We start from the raw sequence: 17,750 nt of genomic DNA, 5'->3' as shown, positions 1-17,750 counted from the left end.
ATCATTGCGCTACGGCCTGACCTTCTGGCCTCCTGGAGAGCGGGAGCCAGCACAGCAGGATCAGCAGCGCCATGGCGAACATCAGCATGCCCAGGCTAAACTGGCCGTTCTGCGGCAGCAGGGCTGACAGCCACGCGGTCAGTCCCGACCCCAGATTCTGTAATCCTCCCAGTAGCGCACCTGCCGTCCCGGCCATATAGGGCCAGGGCTCCATGGCTCCGGTTGTCGCCAGCGGAAAGAGCATACCCGCACCAAAGAAAAACAGCGCGGCGGGCACCACCAGCGTCCAGATAGTCATAATGCCGAACCAGGCGGGGATCCACATCATCGCACCGGCAAGCAGACAGCTGTTAACCGCCCACCACATCAGCTGGGTAAAGGGGCGGTTGTCACGGCCTGCAAACCATGCGCCAAAAAATGCCGCGGGCAAAGGCACAATGAACAGCAGGCTGACCATCAGCGTATTCAGCCCTAGCACCCCGCCCATCAGTACGCCACAGCTGGCCTCGAACACGGCTATCCCACCCAGCGCGCCCATAAGCATGATCAGATAGCGGATAAAGGTGCCGTCAGCCAGCAAGGGACGATAGCGTGAAAAGAGCCTGCGCGTTTCAACCGGCAGCGGGCGCGTTTCCGGTAGCCAGCGCAGCATCGCGAAGCCCACAGCGATACAAAGCAGCAGCAGAAACGCAAAACAGGCATGCCAGCCCAGCCAGTGAGTCAGTACTGCTCCAATCACGGGCGCGACCAGCGGACTGACCAGAATGCCCATATTCAGCAGGCTGTTAGCATAACGTAGCGCACTGCCGGCGTAGAGATCGCGCGGCATCGTTCTGGCCATCACGCCCGCCACGCCGGTCCCCATTCCCTGAATGGCGCTGCCTGCTATCAGCATTGTCAGGTTTGCTGCCGTCAGCGCCACCAGCGTGCCCATAATAAAGATGCACAGACCTGCCAGAATCACCGGACGGCGACCAATTTTGTCAGAAAGCGGCCCGTACAGTAGCTGCGATCCGCCATAGGTCATCAGATAGCCCGCCATGACGCGCTGCACCGCGCCGTCACGCACATTAAACGCCTCCGCAATGTTGACCATCGCGGGGACATAAATTGTTTGTGCCATCTGACCGACGGCAACCAGCGCAATCAGCATGATCAGCAGCTGTCTGTTTTCAATTTTTTTCATTTTAGTCAGGACGATTATCGGAATAACCCAGTGTAAAAAGGGTATTCATCAGGATTAAGAAGGTATTGGCGTGGAAAATATCAGGATTTCATAATAAAGCGAGCGGAGTGGCGCAAATGGCTGGACGGCGGCTGTCAGTGAATCCGCGCGGAAGTGTAAAATAAACTGTACGTTATTACCCTTTGCGCCCCCTCTCGATTTGTCGATATGAGCTTTGCCAGCCGTTGCCACTGGAAAAATGGCCGCTCAGTAGCGAAGATATTGGCTAAAGGGCTAATGTGCCCCACACCGACTAAGGAGCTGTTTTATGGCCGAATGGGTAAACGCCAGTATCGAAAAGGTGACTGACTGGACAGATAGCTTATTCAGTATCACCGTGACCGCCCCCATCGACCCCTTTATCGCCGGTCAGTTTGCCAAACTGGCGCTGGAAATTGACGGCGAACGCGTTCAGCGCGCCTATTCCTTTGTGAATGCACCCAGCGATAAAAACCTGGAGTTTTATCTGGTAACGGTGCCTGAGGGCAAACTCAGTCCTCGTCTGCACGCGCTTGAGCCGGGTCAGGAGGTGATGATCACCAAAGAGTCAGCGGGTTTCTTTGTGGTGGATGAGATCCCGCCCTGCGAGACGCTGTGGATGCTGGCGACGGGAACCGCCCTTGGCCCCTATCTGTCAATATTGCAGGAAGGCCAGGGCCTGGAACGATTTAAAAATATCGTCCTGGTTCATGCCGTGCGCTATGCGCAGGACCTGAGCTATCTCCCGCTGATGCAGCAGCTTCAGCAACGCTACAGCGGCCAGCTACAGATACAGACCGTGGTCAGCCGCGAAGCGGTAGCGGGTTCGCTTACGGGTCGCGTACCGGCGCTGATTAATAACGGCGAGCTTGAGGCCGCCGTCGGCATTCAGATGGATGCTGAAAGTAGCCATATTATGCTGTGCGGTAACCCGCAAATGGTACGTGACACTCAGCAGCTGCTGAAAGATAGCCGGGATATGCGCAAGCATCTGAAGCGCAAGCCTGGCCATATTACCAGCGAACACTACTGGTAATTGGCCGTACGGCGTCCTCTGTAGTTAACCGGCAGCGCCGCTTTTCCGAAGCGGTTTGCGCCAGCGCTGCCGCGAAAGCCCCCCAGCTCCAGCGTCATGGTCACCAGGATCAGCGTCGGAATAAAGCGGCTCAGCACCCACTGCCCGCTGGCGGGCAGTGATTCCCAGTTTCCGGCCAGCAGCATCCAGGCCAGGATCAGCAACAGTCCCCAGTATCCCGGCTTATTGCGGTCATGCAGACGCTTAACCACCACCGCGCTGGTCGGCCACAGCAGGCATACCAGACAAAAGGCAGCGGTTTGCGAACTTAACCAGTTCCGGGCCGTCAGGGTAAACAGTAGCACCATCATCGCCAGCCAGAGCGCCAGCCAGATCCAGAAGTCCCGCCTTCCCAGCCTTCCCCGCCAGGAGAAACACCACGCTTGTAAGGTCATTTTTAATCCCCTGGAACAGCGTCAGGCTTTGACTTTGCCGACCATTGTCCGTTCTAATCTTGTCTGAATGAAAGGTTCAGGATGGACAACATGAATAAAGCGCTCATCACGAGCATTACACTTCTCGTTACGCTGGCGGCGCCTCCGCTTTGGGCTGATCCTGTGCCACAGGATCGTACCGAGCATATGCCGACTGCTCCCTATCTTATGGCGGGGGCGCCAACATTTGATTTTACTATCGGCCAGTTTCGGGAAAAGTATAATGCGATTAATCCAGCATTAACGATCCCGGAGTATCGGGCAATCGACAATCGCGGGGACAAAAGTAATTTGACCCGTGCCGCCAGCAAGATCAATGAAAATCTCTATAGCTCTACCGCCATTGAACAGGGCACTGGTAAGGTCAAAACCCTGCAAATTACCTGGCTGCCGGTGCCTGGCCCTGATGAGAAGGCGGCACGTGATAAAGCCCGCGCTTATATGGCCGCCCTGGCGCGCTTTTTTGAGCCCACGCTGACCGAAGCGCTGAGCCTGAAACGTCTGGATGACCTGCTAAACAGGGGTAAAGGATCGCGCTACTTTGAACAGAGCGAAGGGGCATTACGCTATGTCATTGCGGATAACGGTGATAAGGGGCTGACCTTTGCTATCGAGCCAATAAAACTGGCCATGACCCCCAACTGACGCGGGCAAAGATGACGAAAAGCAAAGCCTTTCATAGTTTTCATCTCTATACTGTCTGGCAGACAACGCTGCTCCGGCAGGGTAATTTAACGTATTTCGCGACGCGGAGGATATGATGCGACATCCATTAGTTATGGGTAACTGGAAACTGAACGGCAGCAAAACAGTGGTTAAAGAGCTGATTGCAGGCCTGCGAAACGAGCTGAGCAGCGTTGACGGTTGCGGTGTCGCTATCGCCCCGCCGGTGATGTATCTGGATCAGGCTAAACACGCCCTTTCTGGCAGCCAGATTGTGCTCGGCGCGCAGAACGTGGACGTTAACCTTTCCGGTGCTTTCACGGGTGAAGTCTCCGCGGACATGCTGAAAGACGTCGGTGCACAGTACATTATCATCGGTCACTCTGAGCGTCGTACCTACCATAAAGAGAGCGATGAGCTTATCGCGAAGAAGTTCGCCTTACTGAAAGCGGCAGGTCTGATCCCGGTATTGTGTATCGGCGAAACCGAAGCCGAAAATGAAGCAGGCAAAACCGAAGAAGTGTGCGCACGTCAGATTGACGCGGTGTTAAAAACCCAGGGTGCTGAAGCGTTCAACGGCGTGGTCATTGCCTACGAGCCAGTCTGGGCCATCGGTACGGGCAAATCTGCTACGCCTGCGCAGGCTCAGGCAGTACACAAATTTATCCGCGATCATATCGCGAAAGAAAACCATGCTGTAGCGGCCCAGGTCATCCTCCAGTACGGCGGCTCCGTAAATGATAAAAATGCGGCCGAGCTGTTTGCCCAGCCGGATATTGACGGCGCGCTGGTTGGCGGCGCATCGCTGAAGGCAGATGCCTTTGCGGCCATTGTGAAAGCAGCGGCAGCGGCGAAAAACGCCTGATAAACGTCCCCTGCTCCGGCCACGGAGCAGGGTGCCTGATTTTCTGACCCCCGGTTTTGTCTCACTGTTCAGCCTTTTTTCATGCTTTAGCCGCACATCCCTCTTCTGATCCCCAGGGTTACCCTGGTTTCCCGATGCGTTATCCGCACTCCCCTGGGCGCCTGCTGGCGGTCCACAAGGCCCACACTCTCAACGCCCATAAATGTTACTAATTTTGTTTGAATTTTCATTATCACTTTTAATCTTTAAACAATTTTTTAATTCCCTCGTAACAATGGTATATTTCCAGAGCATTAACTGCTTGTTAAATAATCCATTTTATTCATGTGGGTTTTATAAGACGTCCCCCCGGATCCAGCCAGATGACCAGACTGAACCGGGAAACAGCCCTGTATTACCTGCATAACATGTTGAAAATTCAGCATATGGAGATGTCGCATCATGCGGAAATCAGCACAACGCCAGTCCATTTGTCACACTGCCCCAGGCAAGTCAAATGCGACCTCTGATGAGAAAAATAGGGGCGACGTCGATGTATTAATGATTGGCGGCGGCATTATGAGCGCGACGCTGGGCACCTACCTCCAGCAGCTTGAGCCAAACTGGCGCATCGGCATGGTCGAGCGCCTGGATGACGTCGCGGAAGAGAGTTCAAATGGCTGGAATAATGCGGGCACGGGACATGCTGCGCTGGCTGAGATGAACTACACCCCGATGAACAGCGACGGTACGGTGGCTATCGGGAAGGCGGTCGAGATCAACGAGGCATTTCAGATCTCCCGACAGTTCTGGGCTTATCAGGTTCAGCAGGGCGTGCTGAGTCATCCCCGCAGCTTTATCACCAGCGTGCCTCATATGAGCTTCGTTTGGGGGGAGGAACACGTTAACTTTCTGAAAAAACGCTATGCCGCGCTGCAGAAAAATACGCTGTTTCGCGATATGGAATACTCGGAAAACCCTGAGCAGATCAAGAGATGGATCCCGTTGATTATGGAAGGGCGTGATGCGCATCAGCGCGTTGCCGCGACCCGCAGCGAGATGGGGACCGACGTTAACTTCGGTGAAATCACGCGCCAGCTGATTGCCTCGCTAAAGAAAAGCGCCGGATTTAGCCTGCAAAATCATCATGAGGTGCGTGATATCAAGCGTGACCGGGACGGAATGTGGCGTGTTACCCTGTCCGATCTGAAAAACAGCGGGCGTAAACAAACCCTTCGCGCCAGGTACATCTTTATCGGTGCGGGCGGGGCGGCGCTGACGCTGCTACAGGCCTCCGGCATTCCGGAAGCGAAAGATTATGCGGGCTTTCCGGTGGGCGGTGAATTCCTCGTCACCGATAATCAGGAGGTGGTGAACCGCCACCTGGCCAAAGTTTATGGTAAAGCCGAGGTGGGTGCGCCGCCGATGTCCGTGCCGCATCTGGATACCCGGACGCTGGACGGTAAACAGGTTCTGCTATTTGGCCCCTTTGCCTCATTTTCTACGCGGTATCTGAAGCAGGGTTCGCTGTGGGATATGTTTGGTTCAATGACCTCATCGAACGTTTTACCGATGGCGCAGGTTGGGCTGAATAACTTCAATCTGGTGAAATACCTGGTAGGCCAGGTGATGCTGACCGATGACGATCGGCACCGGGCGCTACAGGCCTATTTACCGCAGGCGAAAAAAGAGGACTGGCGTCGCGTAAAAGCGGGGCAGCGCGTGCAAATTATCAAAAAAGAGGCGGGTAAAGGCGGCGTACTTAAACTGGGTACCGAGGTGGTGACTTCGCAGGATGGCACGATTTCTGCCCTGCTGGGTGCATCGCCGGGCGCTTCAACGGCGGCGCATATTATGCTGGAGCTGATGAAAAAGGTCTTCGCAGAAAAGATGGCTACCCCGGCATGGCAGTCGACGCTGAAAACGATGATCCCGTCCCTCGGGCAGAGCCTGAACGGTAACGTCGCTGCAACGGAGAAGGTGCTGGCAGAAACCAGCCGGCTTCTTCAGCTGGCCTATACGCCACCCGTGGCGGCCAACGATGAAGCGCAGCAGGCCGGCTCGACGGCAATGGGTAAGTAATTCCCCGAAACGCCCGGTGGCAACATGTGCCCGCCGGGCAGCATAATCCCCCTCTTATCTGCCACACCCGACCTGTTTATGTCGTTACGCTCCCGTCCCCGCGCCCTTTCTCTGCATGCCCGACTCAGGCGTCTATGCTTTGATCTGATGCGCTAATGAGGAGGACATTAATGGATACGCCTTTACACCCGCCAGTCTCAGACCCTGATTTAACGCTTTTGGATCGCTACTGGCGCGCCGCTAACTACCTGTCGGTCGGGCAGATCTATCTGCTGGACAACCCGCTGTTGCGGCAGCCCCTGGAGGCAGGTCATATTAAGTCTCGCCTGCTGGGCCACTGGGGAACCACCCCCGGCCTGAATTTCATTTACGCTCACCTGAACCGAATTATCCGCCAGCGGGATACCGATCTGCTCTACATCTGCGGCCCGGGACACGGTGGCCCCGGCATGGTAGCGAACACCTGGCTGGAGGGGAGCTACAGCGAAATTTACCCTGATATCAGCCAGGATGCTGAAGGTATGCGTAAGCTATTCCGGCAGTTTTCGTTCCCCGGCGGCATTCCCAGCCATGCTGCGCCTGAAACGCCGGGATCGATTCATGAAGGGGGCGAACTGGGTTATTCACTGGTTCATGCTTTTGGTGCCGCCTTCGACAATCCCAATCTGATTGTCCCCTGCGTTATCGGCGACGGCGAGGCGGAAACCGGGCCGCTGGCCGCCAGCTGGCACGGCACGAAATTTCTTAATCCCGTACGTGACGGGGCTGTATTACCCATTCTGCATCTCAACGGATATAAAATCGCCAACCCCACAATTCTGGGCCGCACCGACGACGGCGATTTGGAGCAGCTTTTCAACGGTTACGGATATGAACCTCTGTTTGTGGTCGGCGATGATCCCCAGCTGATGCATCGTCAGATGGCCGACGTGTTGGATAAAGCCTTCGACCGCATTCAGCAGATTCAGCAGGCGGCACGCCGCGGTGAAGCACAGAAGCGCGTCCCCCGCTGGCCGATGATTATTTTGCGCAGCCCAAAAGGCTGGACCGGGCCAAAAACCGTGGACGGCAAAAAAGTAGAGGGGTTCTGGCGTGCGCACCAGGTGCCGGTGGCAGAATGTCGGGAAAATGAGGCGCACCGGGAGATCCTCCAGCAGTGGATGGCAGGCTATCATCCTGATGAGCTGTTCGACGACGCGGGCCGGTTGATGCCGGAGTTGCAGGCGCTGGCACCAACCGGGGATAAACGTATGGGTTCCACCCCTTATGCCAACGGTGGACGACTGCGCAACCTGTTGGAGGTGCCTGATATCCGTCAGTATGCGGTGGAGGTTAACAGGCCGGGCGAGACGCTGGCGCAGTCAACGGCGGTGCTGGCCAGCTACCTGAGCGAGATTTTTACCCGCAACCCGGAAAATTTCCGCCTGTTTGGCCCGGATGAAACGGCCTCTAACCGACTGGGTAAGGTGTTTGACGTGACGAATCGCAGCTGGATGGAGGCGATCCTTCCCTGGGACGAACAGCTGGCGCAGGATGGACGGGTCATGGAAATCCTCAGTGAACACCAGTGTCAGGGCTGGCTTGAAGGCTATTTGCTGACGGGCAGGCACGGCCTGTTTAACTGCTACGAAGCCTTTATTCACATTATCGACTCAATGTTTAACCAGCATGCGAAATGGCTAAAAGTTTCCCGTAAGCTGCCCTGGCGCAAACCGATCTCCTCGCTCAACTATCTGCTCTCATCCCACGTCTGGCGTCAGGACCACAATGGCTACAGCCATCAGGATCCGGGCTTTATGGACCATGTTGCCAATAAGAAGGCCGATATCGCCCGCATCTATCTGCCGCCGGATGCCAATACGCTGCTGTGGGTGGGGGATCACTGTCTGCGCACCTGGGACAGGATCAATGTGATCGTTGCCGGAAAGCAGCCTGAGCCTCAGTGGCTGACCATGGATGAGGCCATCAGACACTGTGAAAAAGGCATGGGTATCTGGCACTGGGCCGGTAATGAAACGGCGGAGGATCCTGCCGACGTCGTGATGGCCTGCGCAGGTGACGTTCCCACCCTCGAAACGCTTGCCGCCGTAGATTTGCTGCGCCAGTACCTTCCCGGCCTGCGCGTCAGAGTGGTGAATGTCGTGGATCTGCTGGCGATGCAGACGAAAGAGCAGCATCCGCACGGGCTGGATGAGCAGGAGTGGGAGACTATCTTCACCGCAGATAAGCCGGTGATTTTCGCCTTCCACGGTTATCCGGCGCTGATCCACCGCCTGACCTGGCAACGAAATAATCATCGTAATATTCATGTTCACGGCTTTAACGAGGAAGGCACCACCACCACGCCTTTCGATATGACGGTGTTAAACGAGCTGGATCGCTATCATCTGGCGCAAAACGCCATTCTGCGCGTGCCAGGATTGCAGGAAGAAGCGGGGAGCGTACTGGATGCGCTACAGGAAAAACTCGCGGCACACCATGCCTGGGTAAGGGAGTATGGCGAGGATATCCCGGAGGTGCACAACTGGAAGTGGCCTTCGCACGAAGATAAGGGCGGCGCGCCCGATTAATAACAGGGGCGGCGAATGTGCCGCCCCTGCTGATGCTCAGGGATGAATGACTTCGGTCAGCATCCACAGCGTGGTGATCACCAGCGACAGCCCCATAATGGTATTGAATAACCGCAGCTTCCACGCCACCTGTAAGTGTTTCCCCAGCCTGTCGCCCAGCGCGGCCCACACCAGAATACAGGGCAGATTCAGCGCCATAAACCCAATCATCACCGCCAGTATGCCGCTGTTGGCGGTATACATCAGGGCGACGTTCGTCGCCATCAGCCAGGCTTTGGGGTTGACCGCCTGAAAAAGCGCGCCGCCCAGTAGCGTCATCGGACGGGCCTTTTCGTGCAGTTCAGGAACCCCTGCGCGAAATATCTTCCATGACAGCCAGAACAGGTAAGCACACCCCATCAGCGTCAGTGGCATTCTGACAGTTCCCATCCACTGAAGGAGTCCCTCCAGCAGCAGCCCGGTGATCACCGTCTGGATTGCGCATCCGACCATAATGCCCAGCATCATCGGCAGGGTACGTCGTATGCCAAAATTGACGCCGGAGGTGGCGAGCAGAAGGTTATTAGGGCCTGGGGTAATCGACATCACGGTAACATAGCTGAAAAAGGAGGGATCGAGCATAGTGGCTATCCGACAGATGAATGAGATGACCATAATAAAAGCGGCACGCTAATGGTAACAGACTCACAATTACACTATTGTAATGAGTACAATCTGCAAATTATCCCATCTGTACCCCCTTAAGGGAGCGTTAACTGTGTCCATTATTGATATGCAGGAAAGTACGCTGTATCAGCAGCTGGCGCAGACGCTGGCGGAAGCGATCCACGTTGGCACCTATCCCCCTGGCAGCCGTCTGCCCGCTATTCGCCGCTGTGCCAGCAATCACCAGCTCAGCGTGAATACCGTATTGGCTGCCTACCGGATTCTGGAGGATCGCGGACTTATCGAAGCGCGTCCTCAGTCAGGCTATTACGTCCGTAGCGTACTACCGTCAGTAAAATCCTCGGGTGACCGCCAGGCACAGGTGCGCTCTCCCAGCAGTGAGAAACTGGATCTGATTGATGCCGTTTTTGCCGCGCAGAACCACCCGGACTACACCAACATCTCGCTCGCCTGCCCGCAAAACAGCGATTTTTTTCCTACGGCAAAAATCAGCCGCATCATGGCCTCGCTGCTACGTCGCGAACCGTCGCTGATTGGGCGCTACGCGCTGCCGCCCGGAAGCGAGCGCCTGAGGCGCGAAGTGGCACGCCGATCGATGGATCTGGGTATCCGCCTTACCCTGGAAGATATCACGCTGACGCATGGCTGCATGGAAGCCCTCCAGCTGGCATTACGAACGGTCACTCAGCCCGGCGACTGCGTGGGCATTGAAACCCCCACCTATTTTTATCTCTTTCCCCTGCTGGCCAGCCTGGGTCTGAGGGTCATCGAGATCCCCACTGACCCCCAGTTCGGCCTGTCGCTGGATGCACTGGAGCTGCTACTCCAGGAGCGGCGCATTCAGGCTATCGTCGCCATGCCGACCGTGCAAAACCCGCTGGGATGCAGCATGAAACTGGAGGAGAAAAAGCGTCTGGCGGAGATGGTCAACCGCTATCAGGTGCCGCTGATTGAGGACGGCCTTTACGGCGAACTGCAATTCTGCTGGCCGCTATCACCCGCGGTAAAAGCCTTCGATCGGGAGGGGTGGGTTCTCTACTGCACCAGCTTCACTAAAACGGTTGCACCCGATTTCCACGTTGGATGGATTGCCGCAGGACGCTTTACCGGAAAGCTGGCCCGGCTGAAATCGGTCTCTTCCCTGACGGAATCGCGCCTGCTTTCAGAAACGCTGGGCCATTTTCTGGAATCAGGTGGCTACGACCACCATCTGCGCACGCTGCGCCGCCGCTATGCCGCACAGCTTGATGAGGCTCGGAGCATCATCGCCCGGCACTTTCCCCAGGGAACGCGGGCAACGCTGCCCAGCGGCGGCTTTGTCTTCTGGGTTGAGCTGCCGGATAACGTCGATAGCGTGCAGCTGTTTCACCGGCTTCTACAGGAGAAAATATGCCTGACCCCCGGCGCGCTCTATACCCTTAGCGATCGCTGCAACAGTGCGCTGCGTCTCTCCTGCTGTTACCCATTTGATGAGCGCTACACCTATGCGTTGAAGCGGACCGGCGCGCTGGCCTGTGAAATGAGCGGCATTGCCCCACCGTAGCCGGCCTTACGCTAAGGCGTGCCGTTACGTCCCCATTTGGCATAGCCTTTTCGCTGAGTCAGCCGCCCATAATCCCCCTCCTGAATCGCCAGGATCGGACCATCAGGATTCTTCTTTCTGTATGCCGGGCCTGACGCCCAGCGTAATAAAATCTCATTTGACTGACCGGAGGACGAAAGATGGCATCCCAATTTACTGTTTTTAGATGGGTATTCCCCTGTTGTGCAGGCTAAGGGCATTATGATGGCAGTCTTGATTTTCTGAGGAGCCTGCCATGGACGATAAGTCCCTCTATGCCCATATCCTTAATCTGTCAGCCGCGTGACAGGTAAAATCTTTTTCTCTTGATTGAAAAATCTGGCTCAGTGACGTTGATTGTCGGCATTGCTGAGCACACTCCACTTACCTGTCCAACCTGTGGTAAACCTTGCCCCGTACATGATCACCAACGTCGTAAATGGCGTCACCTTGATGCGTGCTCTGAGAGATCATCAACTGGATGATATAAAAACGCTGTCGATGGACATGAATATGGCCTGTATCAGTGCAGCCCGCATCCATCAAAACCGCTCGGACGCCGGACTGAGAGGTTAAAGTTGCCCACCTGGTGACAAAGCGCCTTTACGGCATCCTGAATGCAATGAAAAACCGGGTATCGAATGGTAATGCGGAGTTCCTGAACAGTAAAATAGGGCTGCTCAGGATAAAGGCGCGCGGATATCGAAACAGAGAACGCTTCGAGGTGGCTGAAATGTTTCATTACGGCAGGCTAAATATGGCATTATGATATATGGATATTTTACTACATTACTGGGAAATAAGGCATGCCACAATTATTTGATTTCACAGTGGGATCTTGATAAGGATTTTTTGTTATACCCAGCTCTCTTAAAAGAGAACGCGCAAATACTAACTCTTTTGCTGATATTCTGGTATTTGCCTTGCTTCTGTTAGCAGGACGGATATCTTTCTGGCTGGAATGAGAAACATCATAATCGCCGATTCTTTGCTGCTTAACGCTAGTATATGTGTCTTTACATTCTCTGGGTATTGGGGGCTGGAAAGACAAGAAGAAAGTCCAGAACATGCTGGCATAATATTTTACCTTTTCAATCAAATCAGGTTGAGGTTGGGAGTATTGTTTTAAATCAAAATTCGGCTATCAAGGCAACACCTTATAGCATCCTGGCATATTAAGAACTATAAAAAAACGCTTTATCCTAAGCCACCATGATCGAAGAAGACCCTTTTATATTCAGTATAAATCAAAGGAACTATCTGGTCAGTACACCTGATGCCCTGAGTGTAGGCCACCGGATACCACAAAAAGGATGAAAAATGTCAATAATTCCTGCCTATTACAAAGATGGTGTACCTTACGATGCCTCTGGAAAAGTCATCACCACGGGTCCCGAAAATCACCCTGCTGAACCCCTCGTCACCGACCTCGGCGACGGCAAGTTCCAGTTCAAATCACAAACAAAAGCCTGCTATCTGAAGAACCTTAACGCACTCGGTTGGACATGGGTGATGGACAGGGGCGACGAGTATGGCGTGGCAATATGTTTTTGCACAAAGGCCGAGCAGAAAGTGGCCGTGACTTTGCTGACGGGGCAGCTTCCGGCGCCTGCCTACACGCAGGAGCAGGCTGATACCGCTGCGCTGATGCTGAGTGCTCCGGGGGCGATGCTGCTGAGCAGCGGGCAGTGGAGTATGCTTCTTTCGGTGGCCGGAGAGGGCGTGATGACGCTTGCCGGAGAGATTGGCGGCATGCTGACCTCAGCAGTCAGCCGCGCTGTAGCATTGCTGACCGCCAGTAGCCTGGGGCCGATGGCAGCTGCCGCTTCAGTTTTACTGTTCTCATCCCAGGCAGGAAAAGGCAGCGACCGTGTTCCGGGACGGGACACGGAAGCAATGTTTGCGCTAAATGCCAGGCTACTGGCCGGTCAGAGAAAAATCAATCCAGGCTCAGCGAGTATCAATCTGCCGGTACGGGGCGCGCTGATTGAACGCAACGGTGAAATGGTACTGGAGCTGCTGAAAACCGGGGATAATGTACCCGCCGCGGTGCCGGTGCTAAATGCGGTGCGCGATGCGGTGAGCGGGCTGGATATCATCAGACTTCCGGCAATGCCGGGCACACCGCCGCGAACTATCCTGATAAATCCTGTTCCGGAATCCGCAAAACCTTCGGATACGGGCAATTGGGGGCCGGTTCCGAACACACCGGTGCACACTGGCACGGATGTGAAACCGGTGGGTAATATCACCCTGTCACCGCCTGTAGGAAATACGCAGCATCTGCAGGACTTTATTTATTGGCGGCCAGATGCGTCCGGTACGGGCGTCGTGCCCATTTATGTCGTAATAAGCGGCCCCCGCGACAGGCCGGGTCGGGTCAGTGGGAAAGGTGAAAATGTCGGCACAGATTGGCTGAATAAAGCCGGGCAGGGGCCTGGCGCACCAATCCCAGGCCAGATAGCGGAGAGATTGCTGGGGCGAGAATTCAGCAGCTTTGATGCGTTCCGTAAGGCCTTCTGGCTGGAAGTAGGGAAAGATCCTGAGTTAAGTAAACAGTTCAAGGCAGGTAACTTGGGTAATATCCGGGCTGGCAAAGCACCCGCACCTAAAGAGAGTGAACAAAAGGGGCGGCGTGTTAAATATGAGTTACACCATGTAAAACCGATTAAAGATAATGGTGAGATATATAATATTGACAATATTCGTGTAACGACTCCGAAGTGTCATATTGAGAACCATAAAGGGAGTAAATAAGATGGAAAAGAAAACGTTATCTGACTACACCGAAGCCGAGTTTTTGGCTTTTGTGGAAAAAATAATTAACGTCCAGAATACGACAGAAGGAGAAGATATAAACAATATCCTGGAGTTTAAGCGGTTAAGCGAGCACCCTTCGGGATCTGACCTAATCTATTACCCTGATGATAGCAGGGAAGATAGTCCCGAAGGTATCGTAAAAGAGGTGAAGGAATGGCGTGCAGCTAACGGCAAACCGGGATTTAAACCAGGCTGACTCCGCCAGGGTTTCAAAAGTGCAGCCCTCACGTTAAGGCGTGCCGTTACGTCCCCATTTGGCATAGCCTTTTCGCTGAGTACTGAAGCTGCTGAAAACCGGGGATAATGTACCCGCCGCGGTGCCGGTGCTAAATGCGGTGCGCGATGCGGTGAGCGGGCTGGATATCATCAGACTTCCGGCAATGCCGGGCACACCGCCGCGAACTATCCTGATAAATCCTGTTCCGGAATCCGCAAAACCTTCGGATACGGGCAATTGGGGGCCGGTTCCGAACACACCGGTGCACACTGGCACGGATGTGAAACCGGTGGGTAATATCACCCTGTCACCGCCTGTAGGAAATACGCAGCATCTGCAGGACTTTATTTATTGGCGGCCAGATGCGTCCGGTACGGGCGTCGTGCCCATTTATGTCGTAATAAGTAGCCCCCGCGACAGGCCAGGCCGGGTCAGTGGGAAAGGTGAAAATGTCGGCACAGATTGGCTGAATAAAGCCGGGCAGGGGCCTGGCGCACCAATCCCAGGCCAGATAGCGGAGAGATTGCTGGGGCGAGAATTCAGCAGCTTTGATGCGTTCCGTAAGGCCTTCTGGCTGGAAGTAGGGAAAGATCCTGAGTTAAGTAAACAGTTTAATAAACAGAACCAGGTGAATATAAAAAGTAGTAAGTCTCCATTTGTAAAAAAATAGAGAGTGTGGGAGCAAGGAAACGGTTCGAGTTACATCATGTACAAAGCATTAAAGATAATGGAGCCGTGTACTTCATTGATAATATTCGCGTAACAACACCCAAACGCCATATAGAAATTCATAAAGGAGAAAAGTGAGATGCAAAAAAAAACGATTTCTGATTATACCGAAGCTGAATTTCAGGCATTTGTCCAAAAAATTTGCCGGGCAGAAGGAGCGACAGAAAAGGAAGATGATAAATTAGTCGCTGAATTTGAAAAACTATCTGAACACCCTTCGGGATCTGACCTAATCTATTACCCTGATGATAGCAGGGAAGATAGTCCCGAAGGTATCGTAAAAGAGGTGAAGGAATGGCGTGCAGCTAACGGCAAACCGGGATTTAAACCAGGCTGACTCCGCCAGGGTTTCAAAAGTGCAGCCCTCACGTTAAGGCGTGCCGTTACGTCCCCATTTGGCATAGCCTTTTCGCTGAGTCAGCCGCTCATAATAGGCCCTAACGGCGGGCAGTTCTGGGTGGTCTAACGGGGTTTCATACCAGCGGTTAACGGATAGCCCAACCGGTATGTCGGCCAGTGAAAATGCGCTGCCGGCCACCCAGGCCTGGGTACGTTCCAGCTGCTGATTCAGGATCCCCATGGTATGCGACCAGCCCTTACAGGCGGCGGCAAGCAAGCGCGCATCCTGATGTGCCGGAGAGTGACGAACCAGCGACATAAACGCGTATCGCCAGGCGGTATTGAGTTCGGTGGCCTGCCAGTCGATCCACTGGTCGACTGGCGCCCGCGCGCGGGGATCCTGCGGATAGATCCAGTCACCGCCCCGGCTGTTAGCCAGGTAGCGAATTATGGCGTTGGACTCCCACATAATGAAATCCCCGTCCTGAATCACCGGGATCAGCCCATTAGGATTCATCTTTCTGAATGCCGGGTCCTGAAGCGACTTAAAACCGTCGCCCCACTCCTCGCGATTAAAAGCGATATCCAGCTCATCGCAAACCCACAGCACCTTTCTGACGTTAATCGATGAGGCGCGCCCCAGTATTTTCAACATAGTGTGATACTCCCAGGTTATGACTTCCCAAAGAACTTCTACTATGGCGCAAACCGGGGCATTTAACCAAATCAGGTCGTAAGGTGACTTTGCTGTATCAGAGAAACATGCCGCCGGAAGCTTCAATACGCTGTCCGTTGATCCAGCCACTTTCGTCGCTCAGAATTTGTGCTATTGCATTGCCAATATCATCCGGCAGTCCTACCCTGCCCAGAGCCGTCTGTGCCGCGATAAAGGCGTTAACCTCAGGATTATCACGTACCCTGCCGCCGCCGAAATCCGTTTCAATCGCCCCGGGGGCCAGGATATTCACAGTAATGCCGCGTGCGCCCAGCTCTTTCGCCTGATAGCGGGTCAGGACCTCCATGGCACCTTTAACTGCCGCGTAGGCGCTGGAACCTGGCTGACTGAAACGGGCCAGGCCGCTGGAGATATTCAAAATACGTCCGCCGTCCGTAATAAGCGGCAGTAGCTTCTGCGTGAGAAAAAATGGGCCTTTGAAATGGACGTTAACCATCTCATCGAACTGCGCTTCGCTGGTTTCAACAAAGGCTACATGCAGGCCCGTTCCGGCGTTGTTGATTAAATAATCAAAGGTTTCGCGCTGCCACACCTCGCTGAGTTTATTTTGTACACTCTCTGCGAAGTCGTCGAAGCGACTGCTGTCGGCCACATCCAGCTGGATAGCCGCTGCACGCCCACCCAGCGCGGTGATTTCATCCACCACCCGCTGTGCGTCCTGTTCACCGCTCCGCCAGGTCAGGATGATATCAACACCCTTTTTAGCGAGTTTTAAGGCAGAATTTCTACCTAATCCCCGGCTTCCGCCGGTAATCAGTGCGATTTTAGCGTTCATTTTCTTCTCCGGTTCATTTGTCATGGACATTTGCAGGATATTATGTAAATCCTGAACTATAAATAATCTCAAATGCGCTTTACTGTTTCACAGAAAATAACAATCGGCATATCCTATGGACAAAATTCACACAATGCGGGCTTTTGTCAGAGTAGCAGAGCTTCGCAGCTTTACCCGCGCCGCAGAGAGTCTGGGCGTACCGAAAGGCAGCCTTTCACGACAGCTACAGGCGCTGGAGAATACCCTTGGCACCCGTCTTCTGCACCGCACCACGCGGCGGGTGCAGCTGACTCAGGATGGCCTGGTCTACTTCGATCGCTGTCAGGAGGTTCTGGCCACGCTGGAAGAGATGGATGGGCTATTTCAGAACGATCCCGCGACCCTGAGCGGTCGCCTGCGAGTGGATATGCCCGTCAACCTGGCCAGCGACTATGTTCTGCCCCGGCTCCCGGAATTTCTTCAGCAGTATCCCGCCATTGAGCTGGAACTGAGCAGCAATGATCGTCGGGTTGACGTGATTCGCGAGGGGTTTGACTGTGTGGTGCGCGTCGGCTCGCTGGAAGACTCCGGACTGATCGCCCGCCCGCTGGGCGCGCTGACCCTGATCAACTGCGCCAGCCCCGACTACCTGGCGCGATTTGGTACGCCGCAGACGCTGGAAGAACTATCCCAACATGCCATGGTGCATTACGGCCAGCAGTTGGGCACGCAGATCCCAGGCTTTGAGTTTTTTGACGGCGAAAGCAGCCGGTTTATCAAAACGGGCGGGGCGCTGACGGTCAACAGCACGGTAACCTACCGTGCCGCCTGCCTGAACGGACTGGGCATTATCCAGGCACCCGAATGCGCCATGCGGTCAGCGGTGAAAGCGAAGAAGCTGGTAGAAATTCTGCCGTATTACCGCGCAAAGCCGATGCCGATTTCGCTGCTGTATCCGCATCGACGTCACCTGGCGCGTCGGGTGCACGTCTTTATGGAGTGGCTGACGCGGACAATGAAAAACTACGTTAGCTGATCGACCGTCTATAATTTCAT

18 protein-coding genes and 2 pseudogenes are annotated in these 17,750 nt (G+C 54.6%); 14 read left to right on the top strand and 6 right to left on the bottom strand.

Going from position 1 to position 17,750, the window contains the following annotated elements:
* Position 1 precedes the first annotated feature (1 nt).
* A complete protein-coding gene (emrD, locus tag AAGR22_RS00630; protein WP_067709388.1) occupies positions 2-1,186 on the bottom strand; it encodes a multidrug efflux MFS transporter EmrD in 1,185 nt (394 codons plus the stop codon).
* A gap of 307 nt (positions 1,187-1,493) precedes the next feature.
* Here emrD and fpr point away from each other — a divergent pair, with 307 nt between their 5' ends.
* Complete coding sequence (fpr, locus tag AAGR22_RS00625; RefSeq protein WP_067709386.1) at positions 1,494-2,240, top strand: ferredoxin--NADP(+) reductase; 747 nt, start codon at positions 1,494-1,496, stop codon at positions 2,238-2,240.
* Here fpr and AAGR22_RS00620 read toward each other — a convergent pair.
* Positions 2,231-2,674, bottom strand: coding sequence for a DUF805 domain-containing protein (locus AAGR22_RS00620; RefSeq protein ID WP_067709384.1), 444 nt, complete (start codon positions 2,672-2,674; stop codon positions 2,231-2,233). The genes fpr and AAGR22_RS00620 overlap by 10 nt on opposite strands.
* Before the next feature lie 81 nt (positions 2,675-2,755).
* Here AAGR22_RS00620 and AAGR22_RS00615 point away from each other — a divergent pair, with 81 nt between their 5' ends.
* The 4 genes from AAGR22_RS00615 to AAGR22_RS00600 all read left to right on the top strand — a co-directional run bounded on the left by AAGR22_RS00615 (position 2,756) and on the right by AAGR22_RS00600 (position 8,872).
* Positions 2,756-3,358, top strand: a complete 603-nt coding sequence (locus AAGR22_RS00615) for a DUF1454 family protein (protein ID WP_067709382.1) — start codon at positions 2,756-2,758, stop codon at positions 3,356-3,358.
* Positions 3,359-3,473: 115 nt separating this feature from the next.
* The gene (tpiA, locus tag AAGR22_RS00610) at positions 3,474-4,241 is read left to right on the top strand and encodes a triose-phosphate isomerase (protein WP_067709380.1); all 768 of its coding nucleotides are present in this window, start codon (positions 3,474-3,476) and stop codon (positions 4,239-4,241) included.
* Between the two features lie 540 nt (positions 4,242-4,781).
* The gene (mqo, locus tag AAGR22_RS00605; protein WP_345831523.1) at positions 4,782-6,302 is read left to right on the top strand and encodes a malate dehydrogenase (quinone); all 1,521 of its coding nucleotides are present in this window, start codon (positions 4,782-4,784) and stop codon (positions 6,300-6,302) included.
* A 170-nt stretch (positions 6,303-6,472) separates the two neighbouring features.
* Positions 6,473-8,872, top strand: coding sequence for a phosphoketolase family protein (locus tag AAGR22_RS00600; RefSeq protein ID WP_345829700.1), 2,400 nt, complete (start codon positions 6,473-6,475; stop codon positions 8,870-8,872).
* Positions 8,873-8,908: 36 nt separating this feature from the next.
* Here AAGR22_RS00600 and AAGR22_RS00595 read toward each other — a convergent pair whose 3' ends face one another.
* Positions 8,909-9,493, bottom strand: coding sequence for a LysE family translocator (locus tag AAGR22_RS00595; RefSeq protein ID WP_067709373.1), 585 nt, complete (start codon positions 9,491-9,493; stop codon positions 8,909-8,911).
* Between the two features lie 151 nt (positions 9,494-9,644).
* Here AAGR22_RS00595 and AAGR22_RS00590 point away from each other — a divergent pair, with 151 nt between their 5' ends.
* The 5 genes and pseudogenes from AAGR22_RS00590 (at position 9,645) to AAGR22_RS00570 (ending at position 14,115) form a co-directional block, all read left to right on the top strand.
* Complete coding sequence (locus tag AAGR22_RS00590; protein WP_067709459.1) at positions 9,645-11,081, top strand: PLP-dependent aminotransferase family protein; 1,437 nt, start codon at positions 9,645-9,647, stop codon at positions 11,079-11,081.
* A gap of 274 nt (positions 11,082-11,355) precedes the next feature.
* Positions 11,356-11,560, top strand: a pseudogene (locus tag AAGR22_RS00585) (ISL3 family transposase); the annotation flags it as partial.
* Positions 11,561-11,694: 134 nt separating this feature from the next.
* Positions 11,695-11,868 (top strand): annotated as a pseudogene (locus AAGR22_RS00580) (transposase); the annotation flags it as partial.
* A 551-nt stretch (positions 11,869-12,419) separates the two neighbouring features.
* Positions 12,420-13,856, top strand: a complete 1,437-nt coding sequence (locus tag AAGR22_RS00575) for an S-type pyocin domain-containing protein (protein WP_345829697.1) — start codon at positions 12,420-12,422, stop codon at positions 13,854-13,856.
* Between the two features lies 1 nt (position 13,857).
* Entirely contained in the window at positions 13,858-14,115 is a 258-nt protein-coding gene (locus AAGR22_RS00570; RefSeq protein WP_345829695.1) for a bacteriocin immunity protein, read from the top strand.
* A gap of 33 nt (positions 14,116-14,148) precedes the next feature.
* Here the strand turns inward: AAGR22_RS00570 and AAGR22_RS00565 are convergent, their stop codons facing one another.
* Positions 14,149-14,286, bottom strand: a complete 138-nt coding sequence (locus AAGR22_RS00565) for a hypothetical protein (RefSeq protein WP_345831645.1) — start codon at positions 14,284-14,286, stop codon at positions 14,149-14,151.
* On the opposite strand from AAGR22_RS00565, the gene AAGR22_RS00560 reads away from it, so the two are divergent.
* From AAGR22_RS00560 to AAGR22_RS00550, 3 genes are read left to right on the top strand one after another with little or no spacing between them, the layout of a single operon-like run.
* Positions 14,237-14,806: an S-type pyocin domain-containing protein gene (locus tag AAGR22_RS00560; RefSeq protein ID WP_345829693.1), complete on the top strand. Its 570-nt coding sequence runs from the start codon at positions 14,237-14,239 to the stop codon at positions 14,804-14,806. The two genes, AAGR22_RS00565 and AAGR22_RS00560, sit on opposite strands and share 50 nt — an antisense overlap.
* 5 nt (positions 14,807-14,811) lie before the next feature.
* A complete protein-coding gene (locus AAGR22_RS00555) occupies positions 14,812-14,943 on the top strand; it encodes a hypothetical protein (RefSeq protein ID WP_345829691.1) in 132 nt (43 codons plus the stop codon).
* Position 14,944: 1 nt separating this feature from the next.
* Positions 14,945-15,202: a bacteriocin immunity protein gene (locus AAGR22_RS00550; protein WP_345829689.1), complete on the top strand. Its 258-nt coding sequence runs from the start codon at positions 14,945-14,947 to the stop codon at positions 15,200-15,202.
* A gap of 33 nt (positions 15,203-15,235) precedes the next feature.
* Here the strand turns inward: AAGR22_RS00550 and AAGR22_RS00545 are convergent, their stop codons facing one another.
* Together AAGR22_RS00545 and AAGR22_RS00540 are read right to left on the bottom strand one after the other, a co-directional pair.
* Entirely contained in the window at positions 15,236-15,859 is a 624-nt protein-coding gene (locus tag AAGR22_RS00545) for a glutathione S-transferase (protein WP_067709364.1), read from the bottom strand.
* A 97-nt stretch (positions 15,860-15,956) separates the two neighbouring features.
* On the bottom strand, positions 15,957-16,715 hold the full coding sequence (locus AAGR22_RS00540; protein ID WP_345829686.1) for an SDR family oxidoreductase: 759 nt from the start codon (positions 16,713-16,715) through the stop codon (positions 15,957-15,959).
* 115 nt (positions 16,716-16,830) lie between these two features.
* On the opposite strand from AAGR22_RS00540, the gene AAGR22_RS00535 reads away from it, so the two are divergent.
* Complete coding sequence (locus AAGR22_RS00535) at positions 16,831-17,730, top strand: LysR family transcriptional regulator (RefSeq protein WP_345829684.1); 900 nt, start codon at positions 16,831-16,833, stop codon at positions 17,728-17,730.
* Positions 17,731-17,750 lie beyond the last annotated feature (20 nt).

Origin of the sequence: Erwinia sp. HDF1-3R, from assembly GCF_039621855.1 — a bacterium.
Taxonomy (GTDB): Bacteria; Pseudomonadota; Gammaproteobacteria; order Enterobacterales; family Enterobacteriaceae; genus Erwinia.
This window is presented reverse-complemented; position numbering and strand designations above follow the sequence as displayed.